A 21,448-nucleotide genomic window follows, 5' to 3' on the forward strand; every position below is an offset into this window, starting at 1 on the left:
AGTAGTGATTCATCTACTTGGACTGATCGGCACCATCCTGGTGCTCAGTGCCTATCTGTTGTTGTCCACCGGTCGAGTCGAACCGGCCTCATACCGCTATCAACTGATGAACCTGCTCGGTGCACTGAGCCTGATTATCTATTCAGTGGTTCTGTCGGCATGGGCGGTCCTCGCGCTAAATGCCGTCTGGAGCGTCATCGCAACTGCAGCCATACTGCGGATTTCGCGAGATCGAAATATCGCTGCAACTGCCGAGTAGCCGATTCTTAGCAAATCTTGGTGCGCTGCGCCGATCCGATTCAGATTCCCTCGGCAGCCCAGCAGCAAGAGCTCAGCTCCGACGTGCTGACCCAGGTCGAGGTGCTGGCTGCGGCGATTGCCGTTCGGGGTGGGCAGATTGAGACATCCCAGCAGGCGCACTCGGATTGAACGGAATCCGTAGGTTCCGCGACAGTAGCGCCGCAGCGCCGTAGCGTGCAGGTATGAGGGGATTGCTGCTGCTGGCCTTGCTCGGGTTGCTGATAGCGGGCGCCGTCTGGCTGGCGCAGCGCTACCGGCCCAAGCCGAAGTCAGCAATTCCGTCAGGTCCGCCGCAGCTATCTCGCGAGCGTTCCGAACGCGCCACGGTGGCGTTCGGGTCGGAGCGGGGTCCCGGCACCTTGCGGCTCACACCGACTCAGTTGATCTTTGCCGGTGATTCGGGTCGGGTGGTCGTCTTGGAACGGATCGCCATCGTCGGTGTGAACGTCACCACTGACTTGCCCGATGGCTCAGTCGCTACACCAATACTGGCGGTCATGACGAGAACCGAGTCGCTGTACCTGTCGGTGGCAGACCCAGATCGATGGGTAGTACTGCTGAACTAGTGGCGGCCGGCCGGCTCAACTACTCGACTAGTCACGCGGTAACACCAGGTAGTTGGTACCTCCCATCACTCGCTGGGCAGGCGCCGGACTATTAACCAGATCAGGCAGTCCCAGCTGCCCCACCTCACCGGTTCCCCAACACCAGATGGTTGCGTCCGTCGCCAGTGAGCAACTGTGCCGGGCTCCGGAGGCGACGGCGCTACTTGCTGGTGAGTTGGGGACGGTAGTCAGGTTGAAGGCTGGTAGCCCGTTAGTACCGGTGCCGAGTTGGCGTTGGTTTCGCCGTACCTACGGGCTGAACGTCTCGTTACCTGGCTGCTGGTTCGGGTACCAGGTGAGCTACTGATAGTTCATCTACAGAGAGTAAGGGGCTGGTCGTGTTAGTTGGTTTTTCCCTTGCACTACCAGATGCCGTAGCTACTTAGGGAGGAGGCAAGCCTCGAGTTAGGTCTGTGCGTTGGGGGCTTTTGCTAGCTCTGTGGTCGCCCGAGAATGAGATTGTGGTGAACGTTTAAGAAAACGTGTCAGACCACAGCTGTGCCGCGGGGCGGCAACGACTTGGACGAAACGCTGTTCACCTACCACCGGGATGGGGGTGGCAGCCGACGGGCCGAGAAGAGGATCGCCACTGCCGAGTTGGCCGATGTGGTTGGCTCCCCAGCACCAGGTTTGTCGACTGCTGTCGATGACACAGATGTGCCCTTGGCTCAACGAGACATCGAGCAAGGCGCCGAGCCCGGTTGCCACTTGGCGCGGTTTCCCCCACGGTTCATCGCCCTGACCGTGGATGATCGCTGGCGCTTCACCCCAACACCAGGCCGAGCCGACTTCGTCGAGCGCGCAGAACCCGCTGCGGTTGCCGGAACCACCGGTGATGAACCGGAACCGATGATCGCCGGGCACTGTCGCCAGGGTCGATCGGCCGGCCGCGTCTTGCCAGCATTGGGCGGCGCCGAAGGAAGAAAGACCACACCCGGAACCGGCGGAGGTGGCAACAGTGAAGAATGGTTGCTCCGTGACCACGGCTGCGGGGGTCAGTTGTACCGTGCCGCCGAACTTGCCCCAGCACCAAGCAGTGCCACTGGTGTCGAGCACGCAGTTGTTAGCGTCGCCACCTGCGAGCGTCCGGGGTCACAGTGGTGTGACTGGAGTTGGTGTGGCAACTGCCCGTGCGGAATTACTGGTCTCCGGCCCAGTGGCAGGGTCACCGTCCGGTGCGGCGATGGCCGGAGTAGTGGCAACCGGCTTGAGGAGTCGGACCCGCAGCGTACGACTGCGGACTCGTGGCTTCGTGCTCACTGCTCGGTACCAGGTTTTCGACTGCCGTTTCGGCGCACGGAGTCGTACCGAAAATCGCCCGCGCTTATTGCTGCGGGTTCTAGCGACTTTCCGCCACTTACTTCCACTCCACTGTTGAATCTTCAGCCGATGGCGCGGCGGGAGCGACTGAGCCCGGCCGCGGAGTCGAAATTTGCTGCCGGTCTCTGGCTTCTTGGGTTGGGTACGCAACCGGATCTGTTTTGTCGTGGACTTATCGCGCATTGACGGGGCCTCCGCGGCGGCTGCAACGGATGTCAGACCGTTCGGGAGCAGCAGCGCTGCCGCTGAGGCCGCAATGAGTGCCGTGCCTAGTCGTATGAGTTTCCTCCCCGCGGGCCACCCGAGGCTGCTCGATCCAGTTCGCCGGGGATCGAGCGGTGGCTGCCAATGAGGTTGAGGTTAACTATGGGCCGGGTCTCGTCCCGAGATGGCAGCGAATGCTGCGACCTGAATCACGCGAACAGGTCATATCGAGGGCAAATGGCGGCAAAAAGCCACCGAACGAACAGGATCGCTCACTCTCGGCGACCACATCCACCACTCGGAGGAACGGTGGTCGGCATCCCTTACCCAGCTCCTACAGTTTGCTTTCCCCGGCCACAACTGCGGCGGTGATAGTAGTCGCATGAACGATGAACCCCAGCCACACGACAGTAGTTCCGGCGACCAGAAATCCGGTGTCCCCGCTGAGGAGCTGATGGGATCAACGCAGCAGCCGACTGAGCAGATAACCGAACAGGTAGCAACTACCGATCAGTCGACCCGAACCAATGATTGGGAGCAGCGCTACTACCGGGAGCGCACGCTGACCAGAGTCTTCATGGCGACCACGGCTGCGGCAGTCCTGCTGTTCACAGGCGCTGTTGCTTACGCGGTGGCTACAGATCCGAATACTGGTCAACCGGGAGCACCAGGGGAGAGCTATCGAGACGGCGGTAACCGCGATGACCGCGGCGGCCCTGGGCGACACGGCGGACCTGGTGGTCCGGACGGCCAACGCTGGCAAGGTCCCAACGCTGGTGGGGTTCCGGTCGGTAGCGGAAGCGACTCGACGACGATGTTTTTATCAGCTGCCCGCTAGGAACTCGCTAGCTGTGCTGGTAGGTGAGGCAGAACTAATGGACTGGAACTGACGGATTAGTCAACCCCGAGCGGGAGCAGTAGGACCGCTGATATCTACTTCTTTTTCTTCTTCTTATTTCGTTGACCGGTATTTTTCGACTTTTTGATGGTGTCGGAGAGACCTTGGTTCACTGCCTTGAGGACCGCCACTCGCGCGAACCACTTGTCATTTGCCGGAATGACATGCCAGCGGGCGTCGTCGGTCGTGGTGCGCAGCAGCATCTGGTCGACGGCCCGCACGTAATCGTCCCAGCGTTCCCGGTTGCGGTAGTCCTCTTCGGTGATCTTGTGCTGTTTGTACGGGGTCTCTTCGCGGGCCTCGAAGCGAGCGAGTTGCTCTTCCGGTGAGATATGAAGCCAGAACTTCGCGACATAGGTGCCGCGCTCGGCGATTTGGGCCTCAAAGTCGTTGATCTCTTGATACGCGCGCTGCCATTCCTCGGGTTGGGCGAATCCTTCAACACGTTCCACCAAGACTCGGCCGTACCAAGTGCGGTCGAAGATGGCGAACTTGCCCGCCGGTGGTAGATCCCGCCAAAACCGCCACAAGTAGTGATAGTTGTTTTCCTCCGCGGTCGGTGCAGCCACCGGGATAATCCGGTAATCGCCCGATTCGAGGGCCCAGGTGATTCGGCGAATAGCACCGCCCTTGCCACCAGCGTCCCAGCCTTCGAATCCCAAGACCGTGCTGATGCCTCGGTCCCGAGCCTCCAGTGACAGTTCGTGCAGTTGTCCCTGCTCCTTGGCTAACTGTCGTCGGTAGGTATCCCGACTCAGTGACTGGTCGAGATTGATTCCGGACAACGCATTTGCTCCGCTGTCGAGATCACCAAAAACACTGTCGGCAGCGGGCGGTGTTCCCTTACTGCTTTGCGCCATACGTGACGTCATCGCGTCGAGGATTGTCTTGGTGACGGTGAGATCGCGGTAGCGGGCGTCCGCCGATTCCACGATCATCCACGGTGCGCCCGGCGTCGTTGTCTCGCGCAGGATTCGCTCCGCGACAGGTAGCACCGGTCCCAGATTGTCCAGTGGCTCCCAGTCTTTTCGGTCGGCCATCCAGCCCTTGCGCTTGTCCTTCTTAGTCTTCTTGCGCCGCTTGGACTGCACCTTGGCGGGAGTGTGGAGGAAGAACTTGAGGATCAGCGCACCATCAGCGACGAGTTCCTCCTGTGTAGCGGTGACGTGGTTCAGCCAAGTGCTGAACTCCGTCTCGCTGATGTCGCCGTCGGCTAGTTGGCGCGCCGCGCTCATCAGCCCGCCGGCAATGACCGCGGTTTGCCCCTTGGGAGGTAGTGACTGCCACAGCCGCCACAATCGCGGACGTTCCGCCTCAGTGGCTGTGGGTTCGCCAAAGATGTGGGTGTGGACGTAGCGGGCATCCATCCATTCGTTGATTCGATTGACCATTTCATTGGCCGCGACTCGATCGTCACCAGCAATCCATACGATGACCGGAAAGTTATGTTCGCGCAGATCGTATTCAGCATTCACTAGGTGTAGCCGCAGATCTGGGACGGCGCTCTTATACGTTTGCTTGTCGACTTTGTTTCCGACTTCCGCGACTTCTAGCACTTGTGGTCTCCCGAGTCACTCCCGATATACGCTTCGTGCCGAGTGTTCACCACCGAAAGGGCTGCTGTCCCGCTGAGCGCGAGATTAATGCGAGGCTGGGCAGATGGGCAGGGCGCCGTTACCCGCAGCGGTGTGTTCGTGGGGGCTAGATCGGATCCATCAGCGATTCTTGTTGTCTCTAACCCGTGCAACAACTGCTGTTCATGTCTAGTTTGGCTATGTGTCTGCTACCGATGTGAAACAGGAGTCGTCAGGCTGGAAGCGGACTCTCTTCACCTCCGGGAATCTGTTGGCCGGAATCTCCGTAGGTGCCTACTTCATTCCGCAGGCCATGGCGTACGGTGCGCTGGCCGGCATCGATGTGGCGGACGGACTCGCTATTGCCGTGGTGCCGCTACTGGTCTACCTGTTCCTCGGTCGAAGTCGGTATATGTCGGTGGGTCCCGAATCGGCAGTGGCCCTGATGGCAGCGGCAGCAGTTGGGCCGACCGCTAGTTCATTGGGAGTCGACCCGCTCACTGCGCTAGCCGCCTGTTCCATCATGGTGGGAGCGATTCTCTTCCTCGGCTGGCTAGCGAAAGCATCCTTCCTGGCAGATCTGCTGTCAAAGCCAATCCTGGTTGGGTATCTGACCGGGGTGGCAGTTCTAATGGTGCTGTCGCAACTTCCCAAAATCTTGAACTACGAGGTGGACACGTCCTCGATCCGGGCAGTCTTCAGCAGTGACCTGCAGATACCGGACTACCAAACGGTGGTCATTGCGTTGCTGGTGCTGGTGGTGTCACTCGTCTGTCGAAAGATTAATCCCCGATTGCCCGGTCCGTTGTTTGGTTTAACCCTGGCGATCTTGCTGGGGTTGATGTGGGACGTTCCCACAGTGGGCGACGTATCGCTACAGATGCCCACGCCGCAACTCTCCGGCATCACGCTAGAACTCATGGCGGCCCTCTTTCTGCCGGCGATCAGCATCGCCATCGTTTCGTTCACCGATGTGATGGTCACCTCACGTGCCTTCGCGGTGGGGCCACCACCTGACCCTAGTTCAGAGATGCGGGCGCTGTCGGCGGTTCAAGGTGTGACCGGCGTGGCCGGCGGCTACCCGATGTCGGCATCGTCTTCGCGAACTGCATTGGCAGCCGCATCAGGGGCAACGAGCAAGTACTACTCGATCATCGTGATCGCCGTCCTCATTGGCGGGCCACTACTCATCCCCGGAGTTATTTCCGCCACTCCCGATGCTGGCTTGGCTGGTGTCATCCTCTACGCGGCCTACACCTTGATCGATGTACCGGAGTGGGCTGGCTTGGCGCGGTTCCGCAAGCGCGAGACTGCCATTGCAGCGGTGTGCGCCATCGCTGTTGTTGCTCTCGGGATATTGCCGGGTGTCATCGTGGCGATCGTTCTTTCGGTCATGGAGTTCTTGGCGCGGCTAGCACGGCCCCACGAGGGCGTGCTCGGTTTCACTCCCGAAGCCGCAGGCATGCATGACATTGACGATTGGGATCGAACGACAACTATCCCGGGTCTGGTTGTCTTCCGCTACGACGCTCCGCTGTTCTTCATGAACGCCTACGACTTCTACAACAAGGTCAAAGGTGTGGCACCGCCAGGCACCGAGGTAGTCATTCTCAACATGGAGGCAAACGTTGAGCTGGACTCCACCGCGCTAGCCACCATGGAGGATTTGTGGGAGGCCTTAGATGAGCAAGGGACCGAGTTGTGGCTGGCCCGAGTCAAGCGGGATGTGTTGGCTCCCATGGCGACTCACGGGGTTGCGGACGTCATCGGCCGCGACAATATGTATTCAACGTTGCGTACTGCGCTAGACGGGTATCGAGAGGCCTACCCGGAACTCATCGCGAAGGAGTCTGATGAAGACTCATCGGAGAACTGATGGATTAACTGCGTGACCCACATAAGTCAAGAGCGGCCCGATCATAAGTCAGGAGCGGCCCGATATTGTCCGGAAGACTCGATCCAACCGAGTTTGTTGACCCTGAACGGTGTAGTTGAAAGCAGCGGGAACTGCCAGCACATCTTGCAGGGAAGTTCGCGCCCCGGTAGTTCCCGCCAGCAACAGTTGATCCCCGTCCCGAAGTACGGTGTCGTCTCCCGGAAACACGATATTTCTCTCGTCGCGAATCAGCAGCATGACGACTGCATTGAGATTCGTGTTGCGTTGTTGCGGATCTCGGAGAAGATCGCCTAGCTGTGCATCGTCGGTGGCGAGCCAGTGGGCCAGTGACGGGTACAGTTGTGCTCGCAGATCCACACGCCAAAATCGGGGTCGCCGGTTTCGATCGACTGCGGCCAGTCGCTCGAATGCTGTCTGACTCCAGTCATCTGGTCGATCTGCGATTTCTTGAACAAACTGCCACATCATGGGCGTGCCGATGCGAGCTCGAGCTTCGCGTGCCACTACTTCTGTCGGAATCAGTAGAAAATCCATATTGAGACGCTGGTAGAGCGGGTGATTTGCTACCTGATTTTGGAAACCCACCAGAAATAAATCAGGATTCTTGCGACGAGCCGCTCGCAGTAGCGAAAGATTTTCGGTATCACTCGCAGTCGCGGCAACCAGACCAGCTAGCCCCGTCGTATGTTCAGGTAGCAAGGGGTAAGCCCGGTGGCTCTCGCCCCTGCGAAGCTCATTGAGCTCAATTAACTCGGTGGGGATTCCCGCTCGGTCCAAATTATTTGCTAACGAATGGCCCCAATGTTGATCGGAGACTACGAGCCACTGCCCACGTTGCGGTAGTCGATGATCGGCGGGTGGCGGTGAGCCGGCATTGGTCGTCAGCCAATCCAAGAGCTTTGCCGCAGCGGATTTGGTGAGAGCAAGCGTAAGTTCATCACCGAAGAGATCGTAGGGATTGATGACCATCGGGGTGCCGAAGTCGGTCATCTGATCAGCGATCTCGGAAGTACCAACTCGTGCCACCACCGGCGTATCGGGAACCATTAGATCCGCGGCCATGGTCACTGCCAGATTAGCTTTGTCGCTGTCCGTTGCTGCTACAACCGCCGTGCAGTACGGACTTGTCAGACCCGCTCGGATGAGTTCATGTGGATCGGTAGCATCAGCCACGTGGCACGGAACGTCGAGTCGCAAAGCTTCAAGTTGTACTTGCGCGATGGCGGCAGGGTCTGAATCGATGACAACCATCCGTCGGCTATCGGTATCCAGCATGCGGGCTAGTGTTCGTCCGGTTTCACCAAAGCCGATGAGTAGGATGAAGTTCTCCCGCAGGCGCGAGACCTGGCCACCAAAGCGCTGTTGAGCGACTGCCTCGCGGAAGTGTTTGTCGCGCAGTAGCGACAGCAGGTTTCCGATGACGTATGTCCAACTGACCACGGTCAGTGCGATCGAGATCACTACCCACAGCCGCTGCTGTGGTGAATAGCTGTAGGGAAGTTCGCCGTATCCGATCGTTGAGGCGGTATAGCTCACGAAATAGAAGGCCTCAAAGAGGTCCATCCGCCAGGTGTTGCCCTCTGGATCCACTCCCGGCATGAGTGTCATTCCGGAAATGGATATGGCGAAGACGACGATGAGGAGGAGTAATGGCGCTCGCATACGTCGAAGCGCTATGAAGATCGCTCCGGTCTCATTCTCGTCGTGCTGGTAGCCGCTCATGATTTGCCGTGTGTTTGCTAGCGCCTGCTGTAGGTAGACGTCTCGACGATGAGCAGCACTACCGAGACCAGATTGGCGACCAACGCGCCGCCGGAAAGCGAGACGATAGTAGACATCTCAGCGGTGGTGAAACCGGCGGCGCCCGCGTTTTCGTAATAGGCATATGCCGTTGTTGCCAGGATAAGTTGCAGGTCTGCCACTAAGCTAGCTGCGAGCAGGGCCGCCCCCATTTGAGTGCGATCACCCAACTTCAAAATTGTCACTATCAGTGAGACAACAAGCGCCGCGAACAACTCGAACCCGTTGTGGACGTCAGGATCGCCGATGTCCCCGATAAAAAACCCGAAGTTCAGCGTCGCAGCCAGCAGCACAAAAAAGCCGAAAATGACTTTACCCAGATTCATGCTGCTGCCTTCCGACTGCCGTTACGTGGAGCCTAGCCAGACACCGTCCACGCTGTTCGTGATTCGGCAAGATCGTCAGCTAGCTCGTTCCGGCCAAGGTGGCGTACCAGCGCATCGCATAGTTGCCGCGGATGGTTGTCACGAAGGAGGAACTATCGGCAGATCGTTCGAAGACATCGTGAAAGTAGACGGTTGCGGCCACCACGTCTTTGGAGCGTTTGAACTGTGGCAAGTCAAAGTCAAAAATCACTGATTCCATTTCGTAGATCATGAAACGGGTTTGAGTTACCGCAGACCAAGGGTCGAGCCCACGAGATCCGGCAAATGCCAACAGACTGTTCGGTCCAGTGTCCCAACGGCCGCCTCGCGACCACTGCGCCAGACCGGTGCCAGGGCCTCCCGCCTGCAATACCGTCGGATCGACGTTGGACTCTTGCTGCAGATTGCCCAGAATGCCGGCAGCAGCTTCTTCCGAGAAACCCTCACCGATCAAGATGTCCCACACCAGTGGTGCTTGGTTGCCTGCTGCAGCACCCGGGGCGGAAGAAATATCGCCCAGGGAGCCACCGGAAGATTCCAGCGCCGAACGAAACTGCTGCTGTGCATTGGTGAATTTCGCTGCTGCCTTATCTCGCGCGGCTTCGGCTGTTTCCGCGCCCCGACCGTTCTTGCGTGCGGTGGCAGCTGCGGTGGTCAACTGTTCTCGGAAATCGCCGAGAGCGCGCTGGGCGCTATCCAAACGGACTGCGGCTGTCGCAGATTGGTTGCGTGCTTGGTCAGCGGTGACCGCGGCAGTCGTCGCGGTTTCGGCGGTGCGTTCGACAGCCACCACGGTCGCGGTTTCGATGCGCTCGGCAGCCACGTTATGGCTGGCCAGCGCATTGAGTACTGCGGGTCCTTCGGCGGCGAAGTCTACGAACGCAGCTAGCTCGGCGTTCGCGGACCCATGCACGTAAGTGGCCCGAACCAGTTGCACCATGTCCGAACGAGCCAGGGCCGCTGCTGCGGCGGTCTCCTGTTCGGTTTCTGAGGCGGCTAGTGCCTGCTTACCGTTACTGCGGTGCGACTTCCGCGCGTCAGCGAGTTCTTGCTCGGCGGCGGCGATATCACCGCGAGTTTCGCTCACTACTGTGGTGGCGTCGCGGGAGGCGCGATTGGCTTTCTTCCACGCCTGCTCAGCTGCGTCCAGTTTCTTGCGGGCCTGAGCCACCTGCTGGGCTAGGTCGCTGAGTGAACTATCGGCACTCGCCGGTGGGGTCACGGCAAGCAGCGAAAAGGCCAGTGGGAGTGCTGCTACTCCCACGCACCAGCGCTTGCCCTGCCTAAGACCCATGCCTCTACTATCGGCTCTTTTGGGCCAAAGTTTCACCTAAATTCGGCATTTCTGCGAGTGATTGTCCGGCGAGGGGCCCCACTGGCTCATCCGCAAGTCCATCACCGGTTGGTCGCGATAGCCCGGATGTGCGGAATGTCGGTGCTTGGGCAGTAGGTGTGGCGGCTGGGTCGCTAGACCCACCACAGCCGTGACCGGGTGCTGGCAACAGCGCGGGCTAGGCTGCTGCCAGTATCTGTTGCGAGCATCCCGTAACAGCGAACAGGAGGTCGGCCATGCCTCAACCGCTGGTTGAGTTGGTGCACCCCGGCTGGCTACCAACATTGGAACCACACCAACAACGGCTCGATGAGTTAGGTTCCTTCCTGCGTGCGGAAACCGCCGCCGGGCGGGGCTTCCTCCCTAGTGGCGATCGAATTCTGCGGGCCTTCAGTCGAGATCCCGCCGAAGTGCGCGTGCTGATTGTCGGTCAAGATCCATATCCCACTCCCGGGCACGCGGTGGGACTGTCCTTCTCCGTCGCCCCCGAGGTTCGCCCGCTACCGCGTAGTTTGCGGAATATCTTTCGGGAGTATCAAGAAGATTTGAGTTTGCCAGCACCCGCCAATGGGGATCTCACGGCCTGGTTTCAGCGGGGCGTGTTGTTACTCAACCGGGTGTTGACCGTTCAGCCGGGCAAACCCGCCTCCCACCGCAATCAGGGTTGGGAAGAGGTTACTGGCGCTGCCATAGCCGCCCTGGCTGCGCGTCCAGAACCGCTGGTGGCCATCTTGTGGGGTCGAGATGCGCGATCCGCGGCCGATCTGTTGGCGGGGCGGCCGACTGTGCAAAGCGCCCATCCCAGCCCGATGTCCGCTGATCGTGGATTCTTCGGTAGTCGGCCGTTCAGTAGGGCGAACGAGTTGCTGCAGTCGGCTGGTGGCCAATCAGTGGATTGGCAGTTGCCATGAGTAGCGCCGTCCCGAACCGCAGCTATCTGGGAACGCCGGCGACGGCGCCGGGACCGTCGGGGCCACAGATGCTCAACTACACCAGGTTGATCCGCCGGGATCCGCTAGGTTTTCTGACCCGCATGCGCAATGAATACGGCGATGTTGTGCAGTTTCCCATTCCGCGACCGCCGACCTATCTGGTGGCATCAGCAGCTGACGCGCAACGGGTCTTGGTCGGCAACGCCCGCAACTACGGCAAGGACACCATCCAGTACCGGTCGTTGTCGCTGGTCACCGGCGAGGGACTGTTGAGCGCCGATGATGAGTTGTGGCGACAGCAGCGACCAGTGGTGCAACCTGCTTTCCATCACTCCGGGCTGCATCGACTCGAACCGGTCGTGATTGACGAAACCGACCTGGTGGGTAGTGAATGGCTAGCCAAAGGTCCGGGGGCGGTGGTGGACGTGGAAGCCGCCATGATGGACATAGCGTTGCGGGTGGTGGGTCGGCTGCTGTTCGGCGATGACCTGCGCGGCAGCAGCGCAGACCTTGCGCGAGCCACCTTAGCGGCGCTGCGAGTCGTGGTGCAGCGTTCCCGGGTCCCGATAACGGTGCCGCGATTGCTTCCGACACCGGCGAATCGACAACTAGATCGCAGCACCGCCCAACTCGATCAAGCGGTCGCGAATCTCGTGCAGCAACGAGGTCGAGCCGTCAGTACCGCTGATGCTGTTGCGCCGATGCTGTTGGACCAGTTGCTGGCTGCTGGACTGCCGCCGAGCGAGGTGCGAGATCAAGTGGTCACCTTCTTGGTGGCCGGTCACGAGACTGCTGCCAGTGGATTGACCTGGGCACTGTGGTTGCTCGCAGCAGCGCCGCAGTGGCAGGAACGGGTGGCGGCAGCAGCACAACTGGAAGAGGTCTTTCCGGTGGTGGACGAAGCGCTACGGCTGTTTCCGCCGGCCTGGGTGATCACCCGTACAAGTAGATCTGCCGATCAATTGAACGGTTACGACATTCCCGCGGGTGCGCTGATCATCGTGAGTCCGTTCCTGATCCAGCGAGACCCACGGTATTGGGATGCCGCAGCGAGGTTTGATCCCGGCCGATTCACCGCCGTAACTTCTAGTCGAATGCCGGCATACCTGCCGTTTGGTGCGGGAATGCGGCTTTGTATCGGGCGAGACTTCGCCCGCTGGGAGATGGCTGTCGTCCTGCGGGAGTTATGTCGTCGTTTTCGACTTGAACGCCCCGGCGGCTTGCGGCCACAGCCGATTACCGAAGTCACTTTGCGCCCAAAGGCAGGTATGCCGCTGCGGATTTGGCAGCGGTAGGGCTACCAGTTTGCAGGTCACCGACAGCGCTAGCCGCCGACGGTGACGTATTGAATCAGCGCGTCTCGCTCGTCTTGCAGTTCTCCGAGCCGGCTCTTCACCACGTCGCCGATGCTGATCAGACCGATGAGATTTTCGTCATCATCCACCACGGGAACGTGGCGGATTCGAGAGTTCGTCATCAACTCCATTAGGTCTGCTGTGGTCGCGGATACCGGTGTGCAGGTAATGGTGGTGGTCATGATGGCCGAGACTGGGCTCTCAAGAATGGCGGGACCGTCGGACGTAATCCGATTGACGACATCCCGTTCCGACGCCATGCCGAGAACGCTTTGGCCATCCTCGGAAACAACCAGCGCGCCGATTCGGCGTTCGGTGAGGCGTTCAACGAGCTCCCGCACACTTTGATCCGGGCGAATCGTCTCCACGGCCGAGCCTTTGTGGTCCAGTACCTTGTCGAGTTTCATATTGACTCCCAGGTAAGTCGATGAGTTCTTGTCCTTGTGGAAGGGAATCTAGTGGAGAGAACCCTCGGATGTCAGCATCGAGAGAACTACGTCATGCAAAGTGCCGTTAGTTGTCAATGCGGAACCCGACTGGATGGCCTCGTCGCCTCGCCAACCAGTCAGTTGCCCGCCGGCCTCCGTGACGATAGGAATCAATGCGGCTAGGTCCCAGGCGTTGAGTTCGGGTTCGGCGACGATATCGACCGCGCCTTCGGCTACCAGCAGGTGTGGCAGAAAGTCGCCGTAGTCGCGGACCCGCCAACAGTTAGTGCGTAATTGCTGGACTGCTGCCATAGCACCGAGTTGCTGCCAACCAGGATCATTGGAGATCGAGCAGGAGGCGTGGCTCACCGTGGATACATCGCTGACCTGTATCCGCCGTTCCGAACCATCTGGGTCCCGGGTCCAGGCTCCACCGCCGGTTCCTGCCCACCAGCGTCGAGCCATCGCCGGTGCCGAGACCACGCCAACCGTCAGCCCATCGGTCGATTCCAAGCCAATGAGCGTGGCCCAAATCGGCACGCCGCGCAGGTAGTTGGCAGTGCCGTCGATGGGATCAATGATCCAGCGACGTTGGTGTTCACCCTGCTCGCCGTACTCCTCACCGAGAATGCCGTCGTCAGGACGCTCCGCTGTGAGGATTTCACGAATGGCCATCTCGGTACCTCGATCAGCTTCGGTGACCGGGCTGAGATCGGACTTGGTCTCTACCGCAAGATCTGCAGCCAGATACCGTTGCAGCGCGATGTGATCTGCTGCGTCGGCAATACGTAAGGCCAGATCGAGATCCGCAGCGACTACGTTGTCCATAGCGACATCCTGCCAGTAGCCAGCCCGATGCTGGGAAACCACTCGGTGGCAACGACGGGATATCTTTCGGCAATAATCAGCGAGTGATAACGCGGCGAAATCTTGTGACGGTCATATCCAACGGATTTGCCAGATGACTCGAGCGCTCAAAACCCATTCGCCTTGGTTGGGCCTGTCGCTGGTTCTGCTGTCCTTTGTCATCCGGTTGATGAACGCGACCATCACCTCCACCGAACTGCCGGCGTTGGAGTCTGATCTGGACGTATCCGGACCGACAGCTGAACTAACCATGACGCTGTTCCTGGCTGTCGCAGGTGCGCTGGTGGCCCCGATGGGGATGTTGGCCGATCGTTACGGCCGGGTGCGAGTGTTCAGCTATGGCGCGGTGGCAATGATCGTGGCCAACGCCGGAAGTGCGCTGGCGCCGAATTTCGGTGTGCTGTTGATCACCAGAGTGGCTGAAGCAGTTGCCTTTCCCGCGATGGGTGCGGCGAGTCTGGCGCTGGTAGCCAGCGCATTCACGGACGCTAAACAGCGCTCTCGAGCCTTTGCGGCCTACGGTGCCTGCTATGGCGTCGCAGTTGCTTTGGCTGGTGTGCTGGGCGGTGTCTTCGCAACCGACTTGTCCTGGCGCTGGTCCTTTGCGATGAACATCCCGTTTCTGTTGATCGCTCTCATCGGGGTGAACCGATTGCTGCGGCGAGACGATGACCCGCATCCAGAGCGGGAACTGGATTGGTGGGGGACAGCAGCCCTGACCATAGGGGTCAGCGGTTTGCTGTTCGGCATCCAGCGGCTACCGGAGACCGGTTTCGATGCAGTGACCATAGCGTTGCTGGTGACAGCCGCTGCAGGCCTGGTCGGGTTCCTGTTGTGGGAACGGTATCGATCCCGGGCGGGGCATCAGGTGCTGCTCGACCCGCAACTGTTCGCTTGCGCCAGTTTTCCGGCTGCTGTTTCGGTAAGTGGCCTCATGCTGTTCGGCGCCTTCGCGTTGTTTACGGTGATGCCGCTGTTCTGGGGGCTGGTGGCCGGGGCGACACCGCTGCAGGTCGGGGTCGGATTGGTGCCATTGGGAGCCGGCTGGAGTGTGGGTGCCATTCTGGCTGCGCCGTTGGGCACGCGGTGGGGAGATCGGCTGGCGGTAGCACTCGCACTTGTGACAGCTGCTGCTATGGCGGTGATAGCCGCCTGGCGATTGCCGGACGACGGCGCGATCGGCGCAAGTGCGATCCCGTTAGCAGTCTTGGGAATTGGACTGGGTGTGGCCTATGCCCGCATCAATCAGGCTGGCTTGCATTCAGTGCCCGATCGGCTCACGGGATTGGGATCGGGACTGCTGATCGGGACGCGATTCCTAGCAGCTGCCCTCGGCGCTGCGCTGCTCTCCCAACTGTTGATGTGGTCCGCGACGTCTTTGGCGCGGGAGGCGATTGCGGCTGATTCCACCTTGACGGTGGAGCAGCGGCAGCAAGCACAACATGCGGTGACTGCAGCTGCTCGGGGTAGATATGGTCCGTTGCTGGCGGTGGAGTCGAGACCGTCGGATGAGATGGCCGCGCAGGAACTGCGCGATGCCTATACCGAAGCTGCTCGCAGAACGCTATTGGCAGCTGGACTGTTCTTGCTACTGGGTGCTGCCGCGACCAGAGGGTTCCCCGGTCGCAAGCCGAAAGCCGACTAGGCTGCTAATGGAGTTTCGGTTGCGACCGTGCCAGGGTTGCGGTGGCGTGTATGCGGACCAGGAAGGTGGACATGTCCACATCAGTAAGTCGGCGATTATTTGTCAGTAGGTTGCAGGGTGGGGCGCAGTGGTGGTCGACGGCTGTGCGTTGGCTCGCTGGCGTTGTGCTGATCTCGGTGTCACTGTCGAAGTTCACTCGGTACGAGGACCTAGTGGCTGCGTTTGAGCGGTATGGGATCCCTTTCCCAGAGCAATCGGTCTATCTGGCGGGAACGATCGAACTGCTCGGTGGAATCTTGCTTGTGCTGGGTTTGCTGACCAGACTTGCGGCGCTAGCGGTGGCGGGAAATATGTTCGTCGCTGTTCTCACGGGTGGAAGAATTGACGTGGATTTCTATCACACCGGTCTCGGAAGTCTGCTATTCCTGGCGGCATTGTTCTTGCTGTGGTCCGGTCCCGGTCGGCTGGCCGTCGACAACCGTTGGGTTGACCCGTCGCAGTCGGCCGTCGACTAGCTGGTTGCGGCTAGAGCGCATCAGCGGGCTGCGCGGCCCCGAAGAGGTAGCCCTGCCCCACCGTCCAGCCTAGTTCTTGAAGCACCAAAGCTTGCTCCTCGTGCTCAATGCCTTCAGCGATGCGCACCAAGCCGAGCCGATCTGCGAGTTCGGCAAGTCCAGCTACTAGATCACGACCCGAGTGCTGCCGCGGATCATCCAACATCTGGGTGAACGAAGCATCAAGTTTGATAGCCGAGACGGGGTAGTCACGCAGGTTCGCCAGGGATGAGTAGCCGGTGCCGAAGTCGTCGACGTGGATCTGTACGCCCAAGTCGGCAATCCCCTGGATGGTTTGGGCTACTCGCTGTCCCGATTGGCTAATGGAACGTTCAGTGATTTCGATCGCCAGTCGTTGCGGGTCTATTCCGTGTTCCGCAATGAGCTGGGCGAGGTGAGCCAGATAGTTCGGATGGGACAGCTCCTGGGGGGAGGCATTGATGCTCATCTGCACCCCAGACGGCAGCAGTACCGCGGTGGCAATCCCGGCCGACAATACTGAACGGCCCATCTGATCAATGAGCCCCCGGTCCTCGGCGATGTCGATGAACCCATTCGCTTCGGTCAGTATGCCGTCCTGACGTTCCCAGCGCAGGAGTGCCTCGTAACCGATGAGTGCACGATCCCGCAATCGATATTGCGGTTGATACCAGGGCAGAAACTCGTCTCGAGTCAGTCCGTCATGAAGGAGCGAGGCAAGTTCCAACTGAGTGCGCTGTGACAATCGCATCTGATCGTCGTACAGCACCGGGATCTTGCTCTGCCGCCGTTTTGCCTGCCCAAGAGCCGTGTCCGCCTCTTGGAGTAGTTGCTCGGGCGAAACCGTCCCGCCCGCTATCGTGACTCCAGCCGAGATTTGCACCCAGACTGGTCGTTGACTGGTCACGATGGGTTGCGACGCCACGATTCGTTGCAGTTCGCCGGCTCGGGTCAGGACCGATGAACTGTTGTGGATACCACTCAACACGCAGACAAATTCGTCACCGCCGATGCGCCCGACTACGTCATCGCTGCGAATTGTTGAGCGCACTCGCTCGGCAACCTGCCGCAAGACCTCATCACCGATGGCGTGTGACATCGAATCATTGATTTCTTTGAAGTTATCGATATCGCAATAGACCACGGCCGTGGAGCCGGCTGGGTCAGTCGTTAGCGAGTGGTGAAGGGCTTGAGCAATACCTTCACGATTGAGGGTGCTGGTGAGATGATCTCGGATTAGGCGCGATCGTAGATCGTGCTCGGCCTCGTCCGCGCGTTGTTGTGCCTTCTGCTCCGCAGTAACGTCGAGGAGTTGCACCACGTGCCACCGTTGCTTTCCGGTCGCATCGGGAACCTCGGTTACCCAGATGCGCACCCAGCGTTGTTCACCGTCCATTCTGATTACGCGTAGATCATGGCTGGTCTGGCTCGCTGAGACGGAGTCGACCGTAGTTCGCAGGATGGTGTCAGTCCGGGCGCGATCATTTGGGGCGATCAGCGACAAGAATTTTCGACCCAGCAGATCTGGCCGAGCTCGCCCGAACAGCTCGCTGGCGGCACCGTTGCCCTCGATTATGAGGCCGGTTAGATCTAGTACGCATTGGCCAATCAGTGCCTCATCCACGCTGCGACTCAGCATGTCGGATCGATTGGAGTTGTAGGGGTCAGTGTCGTGCCAGGAATCCCGTTCCGCGAGCGCCGAAACTTCCTGACTTACTTCGAGAGCCGCCCCCACTGCACCGATGACCGCGCCGGAGTGATCTCGCGACAGATTGCCAACAATGTCCACCCAGATAAGTTCGCCGTTCTTCCGGAGTAAGGGCCGTCGGCGGCGCCAACTTTCCGCTTGTTGGTGGGCCACTAGTTCTCGTTGAAACTGTGCGTTGCGACCATCTTCTGCCAGATCAAAAGCATCGAGGTTTTGTCCTACTAATTCTGCGGGTGCGTAGCCGGTGAGGCGCTCGCAACCGGCGCTGGCAAAGGTGATGACATGGTCGGTGTCCACGAGGAACCAAGCGAGATCAGACTGCTGCAGCGCTCGTAGCAGGTCGACGTTGTTCACCATCACCACCCACCATCAGATCCCCCCCAACGGTATCCGCTCTGTGGTGCTACTCCCACTCCTAGATCGAGATATGACCGAGGGTGAACTCTGCACTACCAATGGTTATACCGCTGCGGATTTCGCCGCGAATGTGTGGCGGGTGGCGACTATGTCGCCGCCGCTGAAGGGAGCGGCTATCGCGCCGCGGTTGCTTGCTCCCGTTTGGTCTGCCGGGCGAGGCCGATGCCGAACAGCGCTCCCAAGAATGAAAAGAAGGCGGCTAGGCCAAAAGCAAGTTTCAGGCCAGTAACCATGTCGTCCTTGGTTTCGGTGATGACCTGGTCAAATTCCGCTATCTCCTGCGTCTGGGCCGCAGTAGCGCCAGAGTCGGTGGTAGGTGTGCTGAGTTGATTCTTGAACCCGTAGAGACTAGTGATCTCTTGTTGCTGCTTGGCGGTTAGGTCGCTTACCGAAACTTGCTGCATCTGCTGCGCTATCGACCCGAGCAGCAAGCTGGTGATCAGAGCGCCTCCGAGTGCGCCAAAGACTAGTCGAGCCGCGACCTGAGTGCCGCCGGCCACTCCCGACATCTCCTTGGGAACATCTGTGAGCAGCAACGACACCAGGAGTGCATAGGCGGCGCCCCACGCGAAGCCCTCGACCAACAGCGGCAATGCCAGCCACCAGCCCTGTCCGCTCGTTGAAATCAGCGGTATCAGCGCCACCATGGCAATCGGTTGGAGAATGAGGCAAAACAAACTGGCCTTCACCGGCGGGACTTTGACCCGCGTGATGATCGGTCCCCCAAGTGCCATTCCGATTCCGAGCGGTACCAAGGTCAGGCCGGAGCCCAACGGGTCTTGATCCAGCACGAATTGCGCGTACAGCGGGATTAGCATCAGCAGACCAAAAACTCCGGCAGTCATCGCGGCTGCCGCTGAGGTGCCCCAGTTGAAGGAGATGACTCGGAACAACGAGAACTCCAGTACCGACTCCCGGTCGGTCTGCTGCAGCGACACTTCCCAGCGAGCGAACAGCGCCAGCAGCACCAGCCCCAAGCCCAGCATGATCGGTACGGGAGAAATACTCAGCGGCCAACTAGCTGTGCCACCTAGCCAAGTGTCGCCAGTAGCTGACCACCAGCCAAGACTTGCGGCCTCCTGCAGTCCGAAGACCACCAAACCCAAGCCCAGTACCAGCAGTACCGAACCCAGTACATCGAACTTGCCCTTACGCGGTCGCCCGGGAATCTCCCGCTCGAGAAAGAGCAAGCCCAGGAAAGCCACGACCATGATGGGCACATTGATCAGAAAAGCCCACCGCCATGACATGAAGGTCGACAGCGCGCCACCAATGAGCGGACCTAGCGCCATGGCAGAACCGATGACCGCGGTCCAAATCGAGAAGGCAAGGGCGCGGTTCCGGCCACTGGGAAATGATTGATTGAGCAGCGACAACGAAGCTGGAATAGCCATCGCCAAAACGAATCCCTGAATCGCCCGACCGGCCATCAGCGTCGGGAAGCTATTGGCCAGTCCGGTGATGGTCGAACCGAGTGCGAACACCACGCATCCCAGTAGTAGCGATTTCTTCGGACCAACGAGATCGGCCACTTTGCCCATCAGCACCATGAATGAGGCAGCCACCACCATGAAGATCGTGATGATCAGCGTGGCACTGTCTGCGTCAATACCGAGGTCAGTGACGATCGACGGCAGCGTGACATCGGCAATCGACAAGTCGAGTCCGATGACCAGCAATGCGATGGCCAGAAAGACAAAGCCACCCCACGTTCGGCCCACGGAAGAAGTGCTGGTGTTGTCCTGATGTGTTGTCATGAGTTTCGCTTCTCGCCTATTGCGGCCGTGATTGAGCCATAGTCTGCAGGAATAGCGCGGCCGCAGTGATCGATCGATGCAGTTCCGCGAGATCGATGCTTTCGTTGGGGGCATGGATGAGTGCGCCTGGATCCTGCGCTCCGGTCGCTACGACCGGAAGATTGGGAAAGGCAGAGACCAGGTTGGCGAGGAAGGGGATGGAGCCACCAGCGCCCTGCTCCACTGGTTCGCGGCCAAAGGCAGTTTGCATGGCCTCGGCGTAGGCGCGATAGGCATTATTGCCGGTGGCAATCCGAGTTCCAGCGGCACCAAAGTCTGGCGTAATGTCTGTGGCCACTCCCCAGGGAGTGTGCTGCTGGACATGAGCCTCGATCGCCGCGATTGCCTCGTGCCAGTCGGCAGTGGCGGGAATCCGAACGCTGATCATGGCGCTTGCTTCCGGAATAATGGCGGTGGCCGCTCCCTCAACTGCCGGTGCGTCCAGCCCGGTCACGCTCACTGCTGGTTTCGAGATAAGCCGGTCGGCTATGGTGCCGGTGCCAACCAGTGCGACATCTGGCAGGACGCCGGCTTGTTCTCGAAATCTAGCTTCGGGAATATCGGCACCATGCCACTGGCCGCTGGGAATGCCAGCGATTGCGCAGTCACCATTGTCATCGGTCAGCGAATCCAACAGCCGGATGAGGGCGAGTAGTGCGTTCGGCGCTGGCCCACCGTAGAGACCGCTGTGCAGGGTGCCCGTCAACGTTCGCAATGAAACTTTGACCTGAGCCACGCCACGGAGTTCGGTAGTGAACGTGGGAACTCCGAGTTCCACGCCACCCATGTCATTGATGACGGCGGCGTCAAGCCCCGCAAAGGCCGCTGGTTTTGTTGCCGGCCACTCCTCGAAATCGCCGCCGTGCTCTTCTTCGCCCTCGATCATGATCCGCAGATTGACGGGTGGATTGGCTGCTAACGCGCGGACACAAGTGAGGTGGGTGACAACGCCAGATTTATCGTCGGCAGCGCCGCGTCCGTACATCCGCCCGTCTCGGACCACCGGCTCGAATGCCGCTGACTCCCAGATCGTTGAATCTCCTGCTGGTTGGACGTCGTAGTGCGAGTAGAGCATCACCGTGGGGGCTTCCGGTGCAGCATCGAGTTCGGCCATGACCGTAGGAACGCCCGAACTGCCGGGGACTAGGCTCACTCGACTTGCACCAGCGGTTTCGAACAAGTCAGCCACTGCGGTCGCGCATTCCTGCACTGGTTTCGGGTCAAAGTCCGGAAAGTTGATCGAGGGAATTCGAACCAACGCGGCGAGGTCGGCTTCTGCTTGGGGCATCAGATCAGTGATCTGGGCGATGAGGGCTGCCTGCTGTGCCTGAGGATCGGTGGCTGACATGCCCCTACGCTAGTACTCGCCCCCGCGCGATTCCCGTTTCCGCCGTGGTTCGCGCCTTCGACTGGTGAACTCTGCCAGACTCAAGAGTGGTGACCATTGCTCACGTGTCACGGAGGTGATGTC

20 protein-coding genes are annotated in these 21,448 nt (G+C 59.8%); 9 read left to right on the plus strand and 11 right to left on the minus strand.

All coding sequences use genetic code 11. The annotated features are described in order from the left end of the window. The first annotated feature begins 4 nt into the window (after positions 1 to 4). From K0U62_04000 to K0U62_04010, 3 genes are read left to right on the plus strand one after another with little or no spacing between them, the layout of a single operon-like run. Entirely contained in the window at positions 5 to 259 is a 255-nt protein-coding gene (locus K0U62_04000) for a hypothetical protein (GenBank protein ID MCH9800684.1), read from the plus strand. 20 nt (positions 260 to 279) lie between these two features. Continuing rightward, positions 280 to 429, plus strand: coding sequence for a hypothetical protein (locus tag K0U62_04005; protein ID MCH9800685.1), 150 nt, complete (start codon positions 280 to 282; stop codon positions 427 to 429). Between the two features lie 53 nt (positions 430 to 482). After that, on the plus strand, positions 483 to 866 hold the full coding sequence (locus K0U62_04010; protein MCH9800686.1) for a hypothetical protein: 384 nt from the start codon (positions 483 to 485) through the stop codon (positions 864 to 866). A 27-nt stretch (positions 867 to 893) separates the two neighbouring features. Here K0U62_04010 and K0U62_04015 read toward each other — a convergent pair whose 3' ends face one another. Together K0U62_04015 and K0U62_04020 are read right to left on the minus strand one after the other, a co-directional pair. Continuing rightward, positions 894 to 1,097 carry a hypothetical protein gene (locus tag K0U62_04015; GenBank protein ID MCH9800687.1) on the minus strand — a complete coding sequence of 68 codons (204 nt, stop codon included), beginning with the start codon at positions 1,095 to 1,097 and terminating at the stop codon, positions 894 to 896. Between the two features lie 213 nt (positions 1,098 to 1,310). Then, complete coding sequence (locus K0U62_04020; protein MCH9800688.1) at positions 1,311 to 1,961, minus strand: hypothetical protein; 651 nt, start codon at positions 1,959 to 1,961, stop codon at positions 1,311 to 1,313. An 850-nt stretch (positions 1,962 to 2,811) separates the two neighbouring features. Between K0U62_04020 and K0U62_04025 the strand changes: the two genes are divergently transcribed. Further along, positions 2,812 to 3,267, plus strand: a complete 456-nt coding sequence (locus tag K0U62_04025; protein ID MCH9800689.1) for a hypothetical protein — start codon at positions 2,812 to 2,814, stop codon at positions 3,265 to 3,267. Positions 3,268 to 3,362: 95 nt separating this feature from the next. Here the strand turns inward: K0U62_04025 and pap are convergent, their stop codons facing one another. Then, a complete protein-coding gene (pap, locus tag K0U62_04030; protein ID MCH9800690.1) occupies positions 3,363 to 4,883 on the minus strand; it encodes a polyphosphate:AMP phosphotransferase in 1,521 nt (506 codons plus the stop codon). Positions 4,884 to 5,103: 220 nt separating this feature from the next. On the opposite strand from pap, the gene K0U62_04035 reads away from it, so the two are divergent. Continuing rightward, the gene (locus K0U62_04035; GenBank protein ID MCH9800691.1) at positions 5,104 to 6,777 is read left to right on the plus strand and encodes an STAS domain-containing protein; all 1,674 of its coding nucleotides are present in this window, start codon (positions 5,104 to 5,106) and stop codon (positions 6,775 to 6,777) included. A 48-nt stretch (positions 6,778 to 6,825) separates the two neighbouring features. Here K0U62_04035 and K0U62_04040 read toward each other — a convergent pair whose 3' ends face one another. The 3 genes from K0U62_04040 to K0U62_04050 all read right to left on the minus strand — a co-directional run bounded on the left by K0U62_04040 (position 6,826) and on the right by K0U62_04050 (position 10,257). Beyond that, a complete protein-coding gene (locus K0U62_04040; GenBank protein ID MCH9800692.1) occupies positions 6,826 to 8,520 on the minus strand; it encodes a potassium channel protein in 1,695 nt (564 codons plus the stop codon). A gap of 17 nt (positions 8,521 to 8,537) precedes the next feature. After that, the gene (locus tag K0U62_04045) at positions 8,538 to 8,924 is read right to left on the minus strand and encodes a hypothetical protein (GenBank protein MCH9800693.1); all 387 of its coding nucleotides are present in this window, start codon (positions 8,922 to 8,924) and stop codon (positions 8,538 to 8,540) included. A 79-nt stretch (positions 8,925 to 9,003) separates the two neighbouring features. Continuing rightward, entirely contained in the window at positions 9,004 to 10,257 is a 1,254-nt protein-coding gene (locus tag K0U62_04050; GenBank protein MCH9800694.1) for a hypothetical protein, read from the minus strand. Between the two features lie 275 nt (positions 10,258 to 10,532). Between K0U62_04050 and K0U62_04055 the strand changes: the two genes are divergently transcribed. Together K0U62_04055 and K0U62_04060 are read left to right on the plus strand one after the other, a co-directional pair. Beyond that, on the plus strand, positions 10,533 to 11,207 hold the full coding sequence (locus K0U62_04055; GenBank protein MCH9800695.1) for a uracil-DNA glycosylase: 675 nt from the start codon (positions 10,533 to 10,535) through the stop codon (positions 11,205 to 11,207). Then, a complete protein-coding gene (locus K0U62_04060; GenBank protein MCH9800696.1) occupies positions 11,204 to 12,523 on the plus strand; it encodes a cytochrome P450 in 1,320 nt (439 codons plus the stop codon). Before K0U62_04055 ends, K0U62_04060 begins: the two co-directional genes overlap by 4 nt. Before the next feature lie 29 nt (positions 12,524 to 12,552). Here the strand turns inward: K0U62_04060 and K0U62_04065 are convergent, their stop codons facing one another. Further along, complete coding sequence (locus K0U62_04065; protein ID MCH9800697.1) at positions 12,553 to 12,990, minus strand: CBS domain-containing protein; 438 nt, start codon at positions 12,988 to 12,990, stop codon at positions 12,553 to 12,555. Between the two features lie 48 nt (positions 12,991 to 13,038). Beyond that, on the minus strand, positions 13,039 to 13,839 hold the full coding sequence (hisN, locus tag K0U62_04070) for a histidinol-phosphatase (GenBank protein ID MCH9800698.1): 801 nt from the start codon (positions 13,837 to 13,839) through the stop codon (positions 13,039 to 13,041). A gap of 133 nt (positions 13,840 to 13,972) precedes the next feature. Here hisN and K0U62_04075 point away from each other — a divergent pair, with 133 nt between their 5' ends. Continuing rightward, the gene (locus K0U62_04075) at positions 13,973 to 15,523 is read left to right on the plus strand and encodes an MFS transporter (protein ID MCH9800699.1); all 1,551 of its coding nucleotides are present in this window, start codon (positions 13,973 to 13,975) and stop codon (positions 15,521 to 15,523) included. Positions 15,524 to 15,594: 71 nt separating this feature from the next. Beyond that, positions 15,595 to 16,038, plus strand: coding sequence for a DoxX family membrane protein (locus tag K0U62_04080; protein MCH9800700.1), 444 nt, complete (start codon positions 15,595 to 15,597; stop codon positions 16,036 to 16,038). 10 nt (positions 16,039 to 16,048) lie between these two features. On the opposite strand, the gene K0U62_04085 is transcribed toward K0U62_04080, so the two are convergent. The 3 genes from K0U62_04085 to K0U62_04095 form a co-directional block, all read right to left on the minus strand. Next, positions 16,049 to 18,121 carry an EAL domain-containing protein gene (locus K0U62_04085; GenBank protein MCH9800701.1) on the minus strand — a complete coding sequence of 691 codons (2,073 nt, stop codon included), beginning with the start codon at positions 18,119 to 18,121 and terminating at the stop codon, positions 16,049 to 16,051. A 173-nt stretch (positions 18,122 to 18,294) separates the two neighbouring features. After that, positions 18,295 to 19,938 (minus strand): MFS transporter, encoded by a 1,644-nt coding sequence (locus K0U62_04090; protein MCH9800702.1) that lies wholly within the window; start codon positions 19,936 to 19,938, stop codon positions 18,295 to 18,297. Between the two features lie 16 nt (positions 19,939 to 19,954). After that, positions 19,955 to 21,325 carry a M20/M25/M40 family metallo-hydrolase gene (locus K0U62_04095; protein ID MCH9800703.1) on the minus strand — a complete coding sequence of 457 codons (1,371 nt, stop codon included), beginning with the start codon at positions 21,323 to 21,325 and terminating at the stop codon, positions 19,955 to 19,957. Between the last annotated feature and the right edge of the window lie 123 nt (positions 21,326 to 21,448).

This window comes from Actinomycetes bacterium, from assembly GCA_022599915.1.
In the GTDB taxonomy this organism is placed as follows: Bacteria; Actinomycetota; Actinomycetes; order S36-B12.